This window comes from Streptomyces sp. MCA2 (assembly GCF_023544705.1).
Lineage (GTDB): Bacteria > Actinomycetota > Actinomycetes > Streptomycetales > Streptomycetaceae > Streptomyces > Streptomyces decoyicus.
Genome location: NZ_JAMJFM010000060.1, coordinates 13,862 through 28,394, shown reverse-complemented (window position 1 = coordinate 28,394; position 14,533 = coordinate 13,862). Strand labels below are relative to the sequence as shown.

14 protein-coding genes are annotated in these 14,533 nt (G+C 72.8%); 2 read left to right on the top strand and 12 right to left on the bottom strand.

Annotation, left to right across the window (positions count from 1 at the left end; all coding sequences use genetic code 11):
- Positions 1–65 precede the first annotated feature (65 nt).
- The 8 genes from M8I34_RS34895 to M8I34_RS34860 all read right to left on the bottom strand — a co-directional run bounded on the left by M8I34_RS34895 (position 66) and on the right by M8I34_RS34860 (position 7,998).
- Positions 66–1,274 carry an acyl-CoA dehydrogenase family protein gene (locus M8I34_RS34895; RefSeq protein WP_250056645.1) on the bottom strand — a complete coding sequence of 403 codons (1,209 nt, stop codon included), beginning with the start codon at positions 1,272–1,274 and terminating at the stop codon, positions 66–68.
- Complete coding sequence (locus M8I34_RS34890) at positions 1,271–2,236, bottom strand: 3-hydroxyacyl-CoA dehydrogenase NAD-binding domain-containing protein (protein ID WP_250056643.1); 966 nt, start codon at positions 2,234–2,236, stop codon at positions 1,271–1,273. The genes M8I34_RS34895 and M8I34_RS34890 overlap by 4 nt, the downstream gene beginning before the upstream one ends.
- Positions 2,237–2,262: 26 nt before the next feature.
- Entirely contained in the window at positions 2,263–3,000 is a 738-nt protein-coding gene (locus M8I34_RS34885) for an acetoacetate decarboxylase (protein WP_250056642.1), read from the bottom strand.
- Positions 3,001–3,012: 12 nt separating this feature from the next.
- Positions 3,013–3,825: a crotonase/enoyl-CoA hydratase family protein gene (locus M8I34_RS34880; RefSeq protein WP_250056640.1), complete on the bottom strand. Its 813-nt coding sequence runs from the start codon at positions 3,823–3,825 to the stop codon at positions 3,013–3,015.
- Positions 3,826–3,884: 59 nt separating this feature from the next.
- The gene (locus M8I34_RS34875) at positions 3,885–5,054 is read right to left on the bottom strand and encodes a CaiB/BaiF CoA-transferase family protein (RefSeq protein WP_250056638.1); all 1,170 of its coding nucleotides are present in this window, start codon (positions 5,052–5,054) and stop codon (positions 3,885–3,887) included.
- A gap of 157 nt (positions 5,055–5,211) precedes the next feature.
- Positions 5,212–6,117 (bottom strand): LysR family transcriptional regulator, encoded by a 906-nt coding sequence (locus M8I34_RS34870; protein WP_250056690.1) that lies wholly within the window; start codon positions 6,115–6,117, stop codon positions 5,212–5,214.
- A 68-nt stretch (positions 6,118–6,185) separates the two neighbouring features.
- Positions 6,186–6,716 (bottom strand): thioesterase family protein, encoded by a 531-nt coding sequence (locus tag M8I34_RS34865; RefSeq protein ID WP_250056636.1) that lies wholly within the window; start codon positions 6,714–6,716, stop codon positions 6,186–6,188.
- Between the two features lie 52 nt (positions 6,717–6,768).
- Positions 6,769–7,998, bottom strand: coding sequence for a S1 family peptidase (locus M8I34_RS34860; protein WP_250056634.1), 1,230 nt, complete (start codon positions 7,996–7,998; stop codon positions 6,769–6,771).
- 103 nt (positions 7,999–8,101) lie between these two features.
- Here M8I34_RS34860 and M8I34_RS34855 point away from each other — a divergent pair, with 103 nt between their 5' ends.
- Positions 8,102–8,641 (top strand): cell wall hydrolase, encoded by a 540-nt coding sequence (locus M8I34_RS34855; protein WP_250056632.1) that lies wholly within the window; start codon positions 8,102–8,104, stop codon positions 8,639–8,641.
- Between the two features lie 141 nt (positions 8,642–8,782).
- Here the strand turns inward: M8I34_RS34855 and M8I34_RS34850 are convergent, their stop codons facing one another.
- Positions 8,783–10,150 (bottom strand): hypothetical protein, encoded by a 1,368-nt coding sequence (locus M8I34_RS34850; protein ID WP_250056630.1) that lies wholly within the window; start codon positions 10,148–10,150, stop codon positions 8,783–8,785.
- A gap of 203 nt (positions 10,151–10,353) precedes the next feature.
- Here M8I34_RS34850 and M8I34_RS34845 point away from each other — a divergent pair, with 203 nt between their 5' ends.
- The gene (locus tag M8I34_RS34845) at positions 10,354–10,923 is read left to right on the top strand and encodes a hypothetical protein (protein WP_250056628.1); all 570 of its coding nucleotides are present in this window, start codon (positions 10,354–10,356) and stop codon (positions 10,921–10,923) included.
- 100 nt (positions 10,924–11,023) lie between these two features.
- On the opposite strand, the gene M8I34_RS34840 is transcribed toward M8I34_RS34845, so the two are convergent.
- From M8I34_RS34840 to M8I34_RS34830, 3 genes are read right to left on the bottom strand one after another with little or no spacing between them, the layout of a single operon-like run.
- A complete protein-coding gene (locus M8I34_RS34840) occupies positions 11,024–12,184 on the bottom strand; it encodes an acyl-CoA dehydrogenase family protein (protein ID WP_250056626.1) in 1,161 nt (386 codons plus the stop codon).
- Complete coding sequence (locus M8I34_RS34835; RefSeq protein ID WP_250056624.1) at positions 12,181–13,365, bottom strand: acyl-CoA dehydrogenase family protein; 1,185 nt, start codon at positions 13,363–13,365, stop codon at positions 12,181–12,183. Before M8I34_RS34835 ends, M8I34_RS34840 begins: the two co-directional genes overlap by 4 nt.
- The gene (locus M8I34_RS34830) at positions 13,362–14,360 is read right to left on the bottom strand and encodes an NADPH:quinone oxidoreductase family protein (protein ID WP_250056622.1); all 999 of its coding nucleotides are present in this window, start codon (positions 14,358–14,360) and stop codon (positions 13,362–13,364) included. The genes M8I34_RS34835 and M8I34_RS34830 overlap by 4 nt, the downstream gene beginning before the upstream one ends.
- Positions 14,361–14,533: the final 173 nt, after the last annotated feature.

Sequence of the window (14,533 nt, the reverse complement as noted above, 5' to 3'; positions counted from 1 at the left end):
CGGGGCACCGGACGCGGCACGGGGACCGCCGCCCGCCCCGCGTTCCGCGGGTGGGGCGGGGAGGGTCAGACGAAGGCGCTCTCGCCGGTGATGGCCTTGCCCACGATGAGGGTGTTCATCTCGCGGGTGCCCTCGAAGGAGTAGATGGCCTCGGCGTCGGCGAAGAAACGGGCGATGTCGTAGTCGAGGACGATGCCGTTGCCGCCGAATATCTCCCGGCTCCAGGCCACGACCTCGCGCATCCGGGCCGTGACGAACGCCTTGGCCAGGGAGGAGTGCTCGTCGCGGAAGATGCCGGCGTCCTGGAGGCGGGCCAGCTGGACGAGCATCCCCCAGGAGGCGGTGATGTTTCCGAGGCTCTTGACCAGGAGGTCCTGCACCAGCTGGAAGCGGGCGATCGGACGGCCGAACTGCCGGCGCTCCTTGGCGTAGGCGAGCGCGAGTTCATAGGCGCCGATCATGACGCCGAGGGCCTGCCAGGCGACGCCGCTGCGGGTGGCGCGCAGGATCTCCGCGACATCGCGGAAGGAGTCGACCCGCTGGAGCCGGTTCGCCTCCGGGACCCGGACCTCGGTCAGGGTGAGGTCGGCGTTCTCGACGATGCGGAAGGCGGTCTTGTTCTCGATCTTGGCGGCCGAGAAGCCGGGGGTGCCCCGCTCCACCACGAAGCCCTTGACCTTGTCGTCGGCCTCGTCGCGGGCCCAGACGATGACCAGGTCGGCGAAGGTGCCGTTGCCGATCCACCGCTTGGCGCCGTTGAGGATCCAGTGGTCGCCGGCCCGCCGGGCGGTGGTGCGCATCCCGCCCGCCACATCGGAGCCGCCGAGCGGCTCGGTCATGGCGAAGGCGCCGATCTTGTCGAGGGCGGCCATCGCGGGCAGCCAGCGGTCGCGCTGCTCCTGGTCGCCGCCGCGGTAGATGCTGTACATGGCCAGTCCGTTGTGGACGCCGAAGAAGGTCGCGGACGAGGCGTCGGTGCGGGTGTACTCCATCGACAGCATGCCGACGAGCAGATTGCTCCCGGCGGGCAGCGGGTCGCCGTACCCCTCGTACGGGACACCGGCGAGGCCCAGTCCGCGGAACCTGCCGATCAGTTCGCGGGGGAACTCCCCCTTCGCCCAGGCGTCGTTGACCAGCGGCTTCACCTCGGTGCGCAGGAAGTCCCTGGCGTGGAGGAGGAGTGTGCGCTCGTCCTCGGGCAGCAGGTTCTCGTAGCCGTAGAAGTCGGCGGTGAGGCCGTCGGACAGCGGGGCCTCGGGGTGGGTGGCGGTCATGACCGGGTCTCCTGGTTCTGCTTGCTGGTGGTGCCGGCGTCCTTCAGGGCGGCGAGGACGGCGAGTTGCTTGTGGTCGCGCTCCCGGCCGAGGTCGCGGTAGGAGCGGGCGCCGTACGCGTCCTCCACGGCCCTGATGAGCCGTTCGGTCTGTTCGGGGTTCTGCTCGGGGCGGCCGAGGGAGTCCCACATCCGCTGCATCGAGGGGCCGATGTGCTCGGCCATGTGCCGGTAGCCGCCGGGGCCGCCGCCCAGGTGGGCGCCGAGGAAGGGGCCCACCGTCGACCAGCGCAGTCCGAGCGAATTCACCATGATCGCGTCGAGTTCGGACGGGCTGACCACGCCCTGTTCCACCAGGTGGATCGCCTCACGGCTGAGCGCGTTCTGGAGGCGGTTGCCGACAAAGCCGGGGATCTCCTTGCGCTCCACCACCGGCACCCGGCCGACCGAGCGGTAGAACTCCACCGCCCTGGTGACGGCGTCCTCGGAGGTGCGCCTGCCGGGCACCACCTCGACCAGCGGTACGAGGTGCGGCGGGTTGAACGGATGGCCGATCAGGATGCGCCCGGCGTCGTCGAGCCGGTCGGTGAACGCGGTGGACGGGATGGCGGAGGAGGAGCTCAACAGGAGCGCGTGGGAAGGGGCTTCACGGACCAGGGTGGCGAACAGCTCGCGCTTGAAGTCGGTGTTCTCCGGTCCGTTCTCCTGGACCACATCCGCGTCGCGTACGGCCTCGGTGACGCCCTCGGCCAGGTGGACCCGGCCGGCCAGGCCGGTGCTGTCGAGGCCCTGCCGGGCCAGTTGCGGGGCGGCTTCGGCCAGTGCCGCGTCGACGGCTTCGGCGAGGTCGGGGCGCGGGTCGGTGACCCGTACCCGCAGTCCGTGCCCGGCGAACAGGGCGGTCCACGAGAGCCCGATGGTGCCCGCGCCGATCACCGCCACGGTGGGGTGGGTGTTGCTCATGGCAGACGCTTCTTTCCGTGCGCGGGTCAGCGCGCGAGGTAGTCATGCACCGGCTTGACCGGCGCCAGGGTGAGGTCGGCGAGGAGGTGGCCGGCCGAGACGATCTCGCGGACCGGCAGATCGGCCAGCGGGGCCAGCACATGCGCGTTCAGTTGCAGCCGGGCGGGGCCGGTCCAGGCGCCCTTGACGACCAGATCGCTGATCTGCGTGCGGACCAGCTGGGCCACCTGCGGGGCTCCGTCGTAGCCCGGCACCAGCTTGAGCATGAAGGTGGGAACGGTGATCTGCGCGGCCGCCTCTTCGGGGCCCAGCTCTTGGTGCTGGTAGCCCATGGTGGCGGTCGCCACCCGGACGGTGCCGTAGTCGAGGACGCCGACGAGCGCGCCGTGGTCCACGTACAGGGCGGGCGAACCGATGGTCTTGGGGTAGGCGCTCGCCTCGCGCCCGGATGCCGTGGCCGCGAAGTTGTCGAGGTACATGGCGTGCAGGTACTCCCCGCGCTCGCCTTCGTGGCGGACCGGGATCGCCTGGCCGGATTCGGTGTACGGCCCGTACCCGGTGACATCGCCCATCCGCATCACCTCGAAGCGGACCAGCGGCTCGTCGATCTCCAGCGGCTCGGGGACCACCGCGCGCAGGGCGTCGTAGTCGGTGCGGTAGACGATGTTGAGGTACTCGCGGTGGGTGAAGCGCGGGATGACGGGGGGATACGCCGGGTTGATCAGGGGGGTGGCATGGTGCCGGGTGACGTCGTGCTGCTTCATGGGGTGCTCCTCCTACCTGCCCTGCCAGACGGGGGCACGGCGCTCGGCGAAGGCCGTCATGCCTTCCCGTACGTCGGCCGAGGCGGCGAGTGCGGCCGTCTCCCGGCGCTGGGCGGCGAACGCGGCCGGCTCGGGTGTGCCGTCGGCGGCGTGGGCGATCTTCTTCACGGCGGCGAGGGCGAGCGGGGCGTTCGCCGCGAGCCGGTCGGCCAACTCCAGTGCCGTGCGGACCGTTTCACCGGCCGGGACAACCCGGTTGGCGATCCCGAGCAGACCGGCCCGCTCGCCGGAGACCGGCTCTCCGGTCAGCAGCAGCTCCATGGCCAGGTGGTAGGGAATCCGCTTGGGCAGCCGGATCGCCCCGCCGCCGGCCGCGACGAGGCCGCGCTTGACCTCCGGCAGGCCGAAGCGGGCATCGTCGGCGGCCACGATGAGGTCGCAGGCCAGGGCGAGTTCGAAGCCGCCGCCCATGGCCCAGCCCTCGACGGCGGCGATCAGCGGCTTGGGGGTCACGGTCTCGGTCAGCCCGCCGAAGCCGCGGCCCGGGATCTCGGGCGATTCACCGGCCAGCGCGGCCTTGAGGTCCATGCCGGCGCTGAAGGTGCCCCCCGCGCCGGTGAGGACACCGGCCCGCAGCGCGGGGTCGGCCGCCAACTCGTCGAGCGCGCGGGCGAGTCCGGCCGCCACGGCCGCGTTGACCGCGTTACGGGCGCGGGGCCGGTCGAGGGTGATGAGGAGGGAGGTGCCGATCCTCTCGGTGCGTACGTCGGGGGCGGGGTCCGCGGGACGGGTGCGGTCGGGGGTGGCGTCCGGTGTGCTGGGCATGGCCCGGGTCCTTCGGTGGTCGGGGTGTGGTGCGGGGCGGGCGACGGCGTGGTGGGCCGTCACCGCCGGGCGGCGGCGAGCTCGTCGAGGACTTCGTCGGTGTGCTGGCCGGGCAGCGGGGCGAGCCGCCGGACCGAGCCCGGGGTGGCGGAGTAGCGCACGGGGATGCCGACCGAACGGATCGGGCCCTCGCTCGGGTGCTCGACCACGTCGAGGAGGTGGCCGTCGCGGACGTAGGGGTCCTCGGCCGCCCGGTCCAGTTCCAGCACCGGCGCCATGGGGATGCTGTGCTTGGCGCAGACCTCTTCCCACTGCTGGGTGGTCAGGCTCGGCGCGCACCGGGCCACCAGCTCCATGAGCGGGTCGACGTCGGCGTCGTCGATGGCCGGGCCCGTCACCCGCGGGTCCTCGGCGAGGTCGGGGCGGCCGGCGGCGGCGAAGAAGTCACGGAAGTTCTGCGGGTTGTACGGCACGACGCAGGCCAGCCCGTCGGCCGTGGGCACGGCCCGGTGGCCGCGCTTCATCGACAGGGGGAACCCGGTGGAGCCCTCGGCGGGCTCGTAGACATGGCCGGACAGATGCTCGACGAGGTTGAAGGCGAGCAGGGTGTCCGTCATGGGGACCTCGATGTGCTGGCCGCTGCCCGTGCGGTCGCGGTGCACCAGCGCGGCGAGCACCGCGTAGACGATGGTCAGCGCGGCGACCTTGTCACCGATGATCGTCGGCAGGTAGACGGGCCGGCCCAGCGCGCGGTGGGCCACGTCCACCAGACCGGAGGACGCCTGCACCGTTTCGTCGTAGGCGGCGTGGCCCGCGCGGTCGGAGTCGCTGCGGAAGCCCTGGGCGTGGGCGTAGACCAGGCCGGGGTGGCGCTCGGCGAGGTCGGCGTAGGTCAGGCCGAGCCGGGCCAGGGCACCGGGGCGCATGTTGGTGATCAGGACGTCGGCGGTGCCGATGAGCGCCAGTGCGCGCTCGTGGTCGGCCTCGTCCTTGAGGTTCAGCGAGACGCTGCGCTTGTTGCGGTTGACGTTCAGGTTGAGCGGTGTCATCCCGGGCGTGGTCCGGTACCGGCCCGACCGTACGGTGTCCGACGGCGACTCGATCTTGATGACGTCGGCGCCGAGGTCTCCGAGGATCTGGGCGGCGTAGGGGCCCATCACCACCGTGGACAGATCGATCACCCGTACGCCGTCCAGCGGGCCGTTGGCGCTTTCGGTCGTGGCGTCCATTGTCGCTCCTGCGGAAGTAGCTGTACTGCGAATCTTTCTGTCCTCGACGTTAGGCGAGATACCGCGGAATGAGAACGATCAAGAAACGAAGAAGGGCATGACCACGGTGGTCATGCCCTTGCCGCGGGTGCGGGAGTGCGCGCGAATGGCGCGCGAATCAGGCGAAGAGCTCCTCGGCGAAGATGCGCCGCGCCGCGGTGACGAGCTCTTCGAGATCGCCGCCGGCCCCCGCCCGGTCCTCACGGAAGAGCAGGCCGGTGGCCAGTTCGGCCTGGAAGTCGTCCACCGGCAGCACGGTCACATTGTCCAGCCGATAAAGATGCATCGGACTGTCCGGCGAAAGCATCGTCATCGAGAAGGCAATTCCGCCGGACACCAGTTCCGAGGTACCCGCATAGTCGGAGCTATTGATGCGAATTCTCTTCCTCAGGCCCGCGGAGTTCAGCCGCGCATCGATTTCATCGAAATATGCGGGCATGGCCTCGGGGGCGGTGGCCACATAGGGCAACTGCTTCAGCTCGTCCAGGGTGACCGACTCGCGGCCTTCGAACCGGTCGGCGGGGACCGCCGCCCCGAGCCGTTCCCGCATGACCTCGATGACGCCGAGCGCGGGGTCCGCGACCGGCAGCCGGGCCAGCGCGAGCGCCAGCCGGCCGTCGCGGACCGCCTCGGCGAGGCCGGTGGAGCGGCCGGGCCAGCGCTTGAGCTCGTACGTCTCCCGGCAGGCGTCCGCCAGCTCCCGGACCCGGGCGCGGAGAGCAGGATGCACGCCGGAGGGCATCCCGATGAGCAGGGTGGCGCGCTGCGGACGGACGGCCTCGCGCAGCCGCCAGGGAATGGAGTTGACGCGTTCGAGAACATCGCGCGCCATCGGCAGCAACGCGGCACCGGCCGGAGTCAGCTCGACATGGTGGGTGGTGCGGTCGAAGAGCGTCTGGTTCAGCTCCCGCTCAAGGTCCTTGATGCGCTGGCTCAGAGGAGAGGCCGCCATATGCAACTTGCGTGCCGCCTGGGAGAAATTCAGCTCTTCGGCAACCGCCACGAAGTAGCGCAGGTGCAGCATGTCCACACGCCCACACTACCCGGGCCCGCCGGCGCCTTTCGCACACCGGAGGGCCGCGAACGCGCTCGTCAGCCGTCGGCGAGACCGAGCAGCGAGGGGTCGTCGGCCAGGTCGCGGAAGGCCGCCCGCGGGTCCTTGAGCAGCTTGCGCTCGGTGAGGTCGAGCAGCCCGCCGACCGCGCTCACCTCGGCCGCCACCGTCCCGTCCGTCTTGCGGATGGTCTGCTCGATGCGGAAGGTCTTGCCCTCGCCCCAGACGAACGCGCAGCTGACCTCGACCTCGTCACCGGCCCGCAGCTCCCGCCGGTAGCGGATGGTGGTCTCGACGGTCACCGGGCCGACGCGCCGGTCCACCATGGTGCTCTGGCGGATGCCGCTCGCCTGGAGCAGCGACCAGCGGGCGTGCTCCGCGTACTGGAGATAGACGCTCTGGTTGAGGTGGCCCTGGGTGTCCGTCTCGTAGCCGCGCACCGTGATCCCGACGGCGAACGGCTCCGCCGCGTCCGTACCCGCTGCCGTGTCCGCCGTCTGCGCCGCTTCCGCCACGATCTCTCCCGCTCCCCGTAGGCCGGTCCGCCGCTCGGACGCACCCGGCCTCATGACCACCGGCCTCCATCGTAGGCGCCGGGGTCCGGCGGGCGGCGGGCGCCCGTCAGGGGCTGCCCGTCTTCAGCCTCAGGTTCCACTTGGCCAGGGCCTCACCGACCGGCTGGAAGATGGTGAGGGTGGGGCCGCCGAAGTTGCCGCAGGTGGCGGCGCCGCCACCGGAGTGCACGCCGAGGGCCATCGGGGCGTTGGGCTGGGTGACATACGAGCCGCCCGAATCTCCGGGCGCCGAGCAGGCATTGGTCAGCGAGAGCCCCGCGATGACCGTATTGCCGTAGTCCACCGTCTGGTCGACCCGGGTGATCTCCCCGCAGTGCCAGCCGCTGCTCTGCCCGGAGTGACAGATCGACATGCCCACCAGGCCCTCCTGGGAGCCGGTGACGGTGACCGGCAGACCGCCCTGGCCCGCCACGTACGAGCTGACGGTCCAGCCCGGCTGGTCGACCCCGACCAGCCCGAAGTCGCCCTCCCGGTCGTTGATGCTGTGCCCGCCGCCCGGGTTCGAGGTCCCCATCCTGCTGCCGTCCTTGCCGTACGCGGCCTGATCGGCGGTGAGGGTGCAGTGACCGGCCGTCAGAAACCCTTGGAAGCCGCCCGGTCCGTCCACCGAGAAGCCGATCGAGCAGATGCCCTCGGAGCCCGGCGTCCAGCGCTCGCCGCCCACCACCGAGCCGCCCTGCTGACGCGGCGTCTGGTTGCTGCGCTCGACGGTGACCGGGATCTTCGCACGCGTCCCGAGAGCGCGGACGGCCTTCTCGAAGGCATCGGTCCGGGCGGTGTTCCTGGTGCGGTCGATACGGACCACGGCACCGTTGGCGCGCTCGTCCACGCCCCACCCCGTCACGCCCGGTACGCCCTTGCCGGCCCGGCCGGTGATCTGCCGCACCAGTGCGGTGAGCGCGGCGCGGCTGTGCGGCACCGTCTTGGGCACCGCCCCCGCGGACCGTACCCGCTGTGCGTCGGCGGCGCCGGTGACCGCGACGACGAGCTTGCCGGTCGTCTTGTCGAACCACATCCCGGCGGGCGGTGCGCCGAGCGCCCGGCGGACGGCGGCCGCGGCGCGATGGGCATCGGTCTCCTGCGCGAGCCGGGTGCGCACCTGTTGCGCCGTCAGCCCGAGGTCCCGGCGCATCGCGTCGAGCATGCCGCGGGGCGAGGGCTGGGGCGAGGGGTCGGGCCGCGGCACGGCGTGCGCCGGGCCGAGCGGGCCGGCGGCCGCCAGGACGGCGGCGACGGTCGCGCCCCAGAGAGCTGCCTTGCGAAAGCGGCGTTCCATCGGGGATCTCCTCGCGGTGTCGAGTGCACGTCGGATCCGATGCGTCGAGACTGCTCGACACCGGGACGTGCGGCACGGGGGAGATCCCCTGCATCATGGCGTGGTGAAGGATGAGCCCGGCCGTCAAGTCCCCACCGTCCACGGCGCGGTAGCCTTCCGGCGGCTGCCCGAGGCGCTGCGCAAGGTGACCTACTCGGGCGCCCGCCATCCGGGAGCCCGGACACCTGAATGCCCGTCACACCCCCCGCACGGGACGGCCGATGCGCCCGGCGGTGCCCCCGATGCCTTCGCCGACCTGGCCGACGGCGCGAACTGCCAGCGTTACGCCTATGCCGTGCTCCGCCACTTCGGCCTGCTGATACCGCCGTTGCGCTCGGCGGAACTCTGGGCGGACGCGCGGTCGACCCGACGGGCCGGCTCTCCGCAACCGCTGGACCTGGTGCTGTTCGACGGCGGGCCGGTCGACGGCCGGCCGCCGGGGTACGGCGCGCATGTGGGCGTGCACCTGGGGCCGGACCAGGTGCTGCATCTGTGCCGGGAGGCCGGCCGGCCCGCCGTATGGCGCTATGCGGACTTCGCGGCGCGCCCGCGCTACGGGCGGTTCCTCGGAGCCAAGCGGGCGGTGGGCGCCGCGGCCGGCTGAGCGCCCGGCGGCCGCGGGCGCGAAGCCCTCAGCGTGCCGGGGCCCGGAGCGCCGGACGGCCGCGGGCGCGGAAGGCTCACCGTGCCGGGACCCGGAGCGCCCGGCGCCCCGGGCCGTTGACCGTGCAAGGGCGCCCGGCGCTCAGAAGCCGCCGCCGAAGCCCCCGTCGCCTCCGCCGCCGAAGCCGCCGCCGTCCCCGAACCCGCCACCGCCGCCGTCGCCGAAGCCGCCGCCGAAGTCGTCGGAGTTGAAGTCGGCTCCGGAGGAGTCGCCGCCCTCGGCGCCGCCGAAGCCTGCGCCGTAGGCGTCGGTCGACCACATCATGTTGCCGAGCAGCGTGCCCACCAGGAGGCCGGGCAGCAGTCCGCCGCCGAAGTAGCCGCCGGCCCAGGGGCCGTAGGCCGGGCCCGCGTCCCAGTAGGGGCGGTCGCCGCTCGCGGTGCGGACCGTACGGGCCAGCGGCTCCCGGCCGTCGTCCAGCCGGCTCTTGTCCGCGGCGCAGACCGGTACGGTGCGCTCCGCTCCGCCCGCGGGTGCCCAGGCGGCATCGACGACGGACGGGCCGTGCCGCGGATCGAAGAAGCACGGCAGCCGGCGCTCGGGCAGCGGCCTGCCCTCACGCCGCGCGGCAAGGGTGGCCAGCGAGAACCTGCCGTCCTCCAGGGCCTTGGTCACGGGCTGCACATCGCCGGGGTGCTCGGCCGCCGCCATCGACGACTTGGCGCCCTCGTACGCGTCCAGCGCATGGCTGTAGTCCGCGCGCATGGCGTCGTCGGCGCCGGGCTCGCCGGGGTGGAAGTCGAGCCGGTCCAGCTCCTCGCCGAACGCGGTGATGTCCTCGTCGACGACGACCCGCAGGTCCTCCAGTGCGGCCCGCTCCTCCTCGGCCCGCCTTCTGCGGTTGCGGCGGGCGATGGCGTACGCGCCGCCACCGCCGACGACCACCAGCGCACCGAGGCCGATCGCCGTTCCGGTGTCGAAGCCCGAGCCGCCGGAGCCGCCGCCCCAGGACGAGGGGGCCTGGCCCTTCGCCGACTGGGTCGCGGTGTCGACGAAGCTGTTCAGGCGGGCGTCGACGCTCGGGTACTGGGAGCGCTTGACCGAGCCGACGAGGTTCTGCACCGCGCTGTGCGACATCACCCGCGGGTCGGCGCCGGCGTTGAAGCCGTTGCCGAGCTCGACGGCGTAGACGCCGCTGATGCCGACCTTGGTGCGCAGGTCCCGCAGCAGCGTGCTGGGCTGGTACTCGGCGGCCCGGGGCAGCACGGCGACGAAGACCGGCTTGTTCGCGTCCTTGATTTTCTTGGCCAGCGCGTCCGCCTGCGCGGAGGAGAGCTGGTCCGAGGCGCGGGGATCGACATAGACCGGGCCCTTCTTGAGGGCGCTCGCGGCCTCGTCGAGCCCGCCGGCGGCACGGGCTCCCGGTGCCGTCGCGGCGATCACCGCCAGCAGTGCGGCCACCAGCAGGAGCACCGGTCCGATCAGCGCACGACGCGTTGCGGTCTTCATGTATTCGACGCTACCCGAACCGCACTTTCAGGACATCACCGATGCACGGGTCGATCCCGTCCGCAGTGGGGGATTCTCCCCCGCCCGCGGAGGGCTGTCGCGCTGGGGATGTCCATCCAGGTGGTCGCTCCGCGCGTCGTTTTTGATGATCGGAGTGCCGGGGATGTTCCGGCTCGCCACTCCCCCGAGGAAACGAGGAGACGATGTCCAGGGCCACCTCGATGGCCACCAATCTCGCCGTCGCCGTCGCCGCCACCGCCGTCGGATGCATGTTGGTGATCTCGCTGGCGCCGTCGCGCCCCGACGCCGGCAAGAACTGGTCCTCGGACGGCAGTCCAAAGGCCGCCACGTCCGGCCACGCGGGCTCGGCCGCGCGGGCCGCCACCTCCGCCCTCGGCGCGGACCCCGCCCTCGGCGCGACCACCGCCAGTGCCGTCCCCGGGGAACCCGCTGAGTTCGCCTCGCCCCCGACGGGACGGATCGAGGTGACCGCGCCGCAGCCTGGTGTCGACTACAAGGCGAACGGCAGCTTCACGGTGGCCTGGAAGAACAGCACCGGCGAGGAGGTGGACGTCTGGCTGCGGACGGCGACGGGGCAGGGCCGGTCGCAGCGGGTGGCCCTGGTGGTGCCCCGGGCGGACGCCGGACCGAACGGTGAGGCGATCGTGACGCTGCCCAAGGTGCCGCCGGGCCCCCGCTACTTCCTGGAGGTGTCCACCGCCGGTGACGGCGCGGTCGGCGATGTCAGCCGGACCTTCGCCATCACCGAATGACCGGAGGCCACCGGCCACGCAGGAGGTTGGCCGAGGAGTGTCCTTCGGAGCAGCGCGGCCCCGGGCTGCTCCGAAAGACCCGTCCTCGGGGAGACGCCCCCTAAGGGGCGCCGAGGGCGACCAGCCCGGCCAGGGCCTCCCGGTGCCGCCCCGGCGACCCCAGGGCGACCTCATCGCTCTTGGCCCGCTTGAGGAACAGATGAGCCGGGTGCTCCCAGGTCATACCGATGCCGCCGTGCAGCTGGATGCACTCCTCGGCGGCCCGCACCGCCACCGGCGCGCAGTACGCCTGGGCGACGGCCACCGCCACGGGGGCGTCGGGGCTGCCGGTGGCCAGGGCGTCGGCGGCGTGACGGGCGGCGGCGCGGGCCGAGGCCACCTCCAGCCAGAGCGCGGCCATCCGGTGCTTGAGCGCCTGGAACGAGCCGACGGGGCGGCCGAACTGGGTGCGCTCGGCCGTGTGGCGCACGGTTTCCGTCAGGCACCATTCGGCGACGCCCAGCTGTTCCGAGGCGAGCAGTCCGGCGCCGGTGAGCAGGGCTTGTTCGACGGCGGTACGGGCGCGGTCCCCGGTGGCCAGCAGGCGGCCGTGGGCACCGTCGAAAATGACGTGGCCCAAGGGGCGGGTGAGGTCGAGCGGGGTGACGGAGTCGGTGCGGACACCGTCCGCCGAGGCCTCGACCGCGTAGAGCGCCGGGCCGTCGGGGCCCTGGGCCCAGGCGAGGAGGAGTTCGGCGCCCGCGGCGTCGGCGACCGAGGTCACCCGGCCGGTCAACCGGCCGTCCGCCCCGGCGCGTACGGCCGGTTCCGGCAGCCCGCCCGGGGCGGTGGGCAGCGGGACCGCGAGTACACCGACGGTGCGGCCGCCGGCGAGCGCGGCGAGCGGCGCGGCGACCTCCTCCTGGGCGTGGTCGCAGCCGAGCAGGGCGGTCACCGCGATGACGGCACTGGTCAGGTAGGGGACGGGCGCAACGGAACGGCCCACCTCCTCCAGCACCACGGCGGCCTCACGGGCGCTCGCGCCCGCTCCGCCGAGCTTTTCGGGCACCAGCAGCCCCGCCGCGCCGATCTCCGTGGCGAGCGCGCGCCACAGGCCGGTGTCGTAGGCGACGTCCGATTCCAGTCCGGCGAGCACGGTGGCCGGATCGCCGCGGTCGGCGAGCAGCGACCGTACGGCGGCGCGCAGCGCGTCCTCGTCCTCGGAGTACAGCAGATCGGGGTCGGCTGCCGGGGTGCCGGTCAGGGGTGTCCCGTCGTTCATCGGGGGAGGTCCTTCCACGCGACGTCCTTGTCGGTGCGCGGCTCGGGCGGCAGCCCCAGCACACGTTCGGCGACGATGTTGAGCAGCACTTCCGAGGTGCCTCCTTCGATGGAGTTCCCCTTGGCCCGCAGATAGCGGTAGCCGGCCTCGCGGCCGGTGAAGTCGACGCCGTCGGGGCGGCGCATCGTCCAGTCGTCGTAGGTCAGACCGTCCTCGGCGAGGAACTCCACCTCCCAGCCGCTGATCTCCTGGGCGAGGCGGGCGAAGGCCAGCTTCATGCCGCTGCCCTCGGGTCCCGGCTGGCCCTTGGTGAGCTGCTGGCGCAGCCGCTCACCCGTCAGTCGGGCGACCTCGGCCTCCACCCACAGCTTCAGCAGCCGCTGGTGCAGATCGTGGGTGCGCAGGTCGGGCCGTGCGCGCCAGTCGGCGGCGGCCACGCCGATCATGCCGCCCTCGCGCGGGATGCGGGCGCCGCCGATGGCGACCCGCTCGTTCATCAGCGTGGTCTGGGCGACCTTCCAGCCCTCGCCGACCTCGCCGAGGCGCTGGGTGTCGGGGATGCGGACGCCGGTGAGGAAGACCTCGTTGAACTCGGCCTCGCCGGTGATCTGCCGCAGCGGACGCACCTCGACGCCGGGGTCGGTCATATCGCAGACGAAGTAGCTGATGCCGCGGTGCTTGGGCAGGCCCGGGTCGGTCCGGGCGATCAGGATCGCCCAGCGGGCCAGATGCGCGCTGGACGTCCAGACCTTCTGGCCGTCGACGATCCAGTCTCCCGCGTCGTCGCGTACCGCGCGGGTCGCCAGCGCCGCCAGGTCCGAACCGGCTCCGGGCTCACTGAACAGCTGGCACCACACCTCCTCGCCGGTCCACAACGGGCGCAGCAGACGCTGCTTCTGCTCGTCGGTGCCGTAGCGCAGGATGGTGGGCGCGGCCATGCCGAGGCCGATGCCGATGCGGCCGGGGTCGTTGCCGGGGGCGCCGGCGGCCTCCAACTCGGCGTCCACGACCGCTTGCAGGGAGCGTGGCGCGTCCAGTCCGCCGAGGCCCTCGGGGAAGTGGACCCAGGCGAGCCCCGCGTCGAAACGGGCGCGCAGGAACGCCAGCCGCTCGGTGGTGGCCGGAGGGTGTGCGGCGAGCAGGTCGGCGGTGCGCCCGCGCAGGTCGGCGGCGTCGGTCATCGGGTCTCCTCCGCTCCGGGGAGGACGACGAGACGGCCGGTGGACGTACCGTCGGCGACCCGCTGGACGGCTTCGGCGGCGTCCTTCAGCGCGAACCGGCCGCCGATGAGCGGCTTGACGGCGCCCTGCGCGGCGAGCTTGGCGAGTTCCTCGTGGCAGGCGTCGACCGCGGCCGGGTCCTTGGTGTTGTAGAGGCCCCAGTGCAGGCCCAGGATCGCGTAGTTCTTCACCAGCGCATGGTTGAGGGCCGGGGTGGGGATGGCGCCGCCGGCGAAGCCGACGACGATGATCCGGCCCTCGAAGGCGATGCACTTGACGGACTTGGCGTACGCCTCGCCGCCCACCGGGTCGTAGACCACATCCGCGCCGCGGCCGCCGGTGGCCTCCTTCACGGCGGCGATGATGTCGTCACAGCGCCGGTCGAGGACCACGTCGCAGCCCAGTGCGCGGGCGGTGCGGGCCTTGTCCTCGCCGCCCACGACACCGATGACCCGCGCGCCGGCGGCCTTGCCGAGCTGTACGGCGGCGCTGCCGACGCCCCCTGCCGCGGCGTGCACGAGCAGGGTCTCGCCCGCCTGGAGACGGGCCCGGCGGTGCAGTCCGAACCAGCCGGTCTGATAGCCGATGTGCAGCGCCGCGGCCTCGGCGTCGTCCAGGGCCTCGGGGGCCGGGCGCACCGTCGCCGCGTCGACGACCGCGAGCTCGGCGAACCCGCCGTCGGGCAGCGGCGGCTGGGCCAGCACCCGCGCCCCGGTCTCGCCTGCCGCCCCCTCCCCCACGGCGAGCACCTCGCCGCAGATCTCCACGCCGGGGGTGAACGGCAGCGGCGGCCGTACCTGGTACTGGCCGCGGCACAGCAGGGCGTCGGGGAAGTTGACGTTGGCGGCCCGCACCCGCAGCAGCAGCTGCCCCGGTCCGGGCTGCGGGTCCGGCACCTCCTCCAGCCGCATCACTTCACGCGGCTCGCCGTTCGCGTGTACGCGCCATGCCTTCACCTGGTGCCTCCACAACCTTGGATACGCGGGTGGGGCGGAGGGCACAGCGGCGCCCTCGCCAGCGACATACTAAGCGGTCGGTATCCCGCAGGGAACAGTCTCCGCCACATCACGGCGAGACACCTCGGCACGGCCCTGGACGCCCGCACCAGGACGCCCCTCCCCCGGCCGGG

What these genes read in the sequence shown, in the direction of transcription:
- M8I34_RS34895 (WP_250056645.1), bottom strand. Translation starts at nt 1,274, where the DNA reads ATGACCGCCACCCACCCCGAGGCCCCGCTGTCCGACGGCCTCACCGCC.
- M8I34_RS34850 (WP_250056630.1), bottom strand. Translation starts at nt 10,150, where the DNA reads ATGAAGACCGCAACGCGTCGTGCGCTGATCGGACCGGTGCTCCTGCTG.
- M8I34_RS34890 (WP_250056643.1), bottom strand. Translation starts at nt 2,236, where the DNA reads ATGAGCAACACCCACCCCACCGTGGCGGTGATCGGCGCGGGCACCATC.
- M8I34_RS34865 (WP_250056636.1), bottom strand. Translation starts at nt 6,716, where the DNA reads ATGAGGCCGGGTGCGTCCGAGCGGCGGACCGGCCTACGGGGAGCGGGA.
- M8I34_RS34885 (WP_250056642.1), bottom strand. Translation starts at nt 3,000, where the DNA reads ATGAAGCAGCACGACGTCACCCGGCACCATGCCACCCCCCTGATCAAC.
- M8I34_RS34880 (WP_250056640.1), bottom strand. Translation starts at nt 3,825, where the DNA reads ATGCCCAGCACACCGGACGCCACCCCCGACCGCACCCGTCCCGCGGAC.
- M8I34_RS34870 (WP_250056690.1), bottom strand. Translation starts at nt 6,117, where the DNA reads ATGCTGCACCTGCGCTACTTCGTGGCGGTTGCCGAAGAGCTGAATTTC.
- M8I34_RS34835 (WP_250056624.1), bottom strand. Translation starts at nt 13,365, where the DNA reads ATGACCGACGCCGCCGACCTGCGCGGGCGCACCGCCGACCTGCTCGCC.
- M8I34_RS34840 (WP_250056626.1), bottom strand. Translation starts at nt 12,184, where the DNA reads ATGAACGACGGGACACCCCTGACCGGCACCCCGGCAGCCGACCCCGAT.
- M8I34_RS34875 (WP_250056638.1), bottom strand. Translation starts at nt 5,054, where the DNA reads ATGGACGCCACGACCGAAAGCGCCAACGGCCCGCTGGACGGCGTACGG.
- M8I34_RS34860 (WP_250056634.1), bottom strand. Translation starts at nt 7,998, where the DNA reads ATGGAACGCCGCTTTCGCAAGGCAGCTCTCTGGGGCGCGACCGTCGCC.
- M8I34_RS34845 (WP_250056628.1), top strand. Translation starts at nt 10,354, where the DNA reads ATGTCCAGGGCCACCTCGATGGCCACCAATCTCGCCGTCGCCGTCGCC.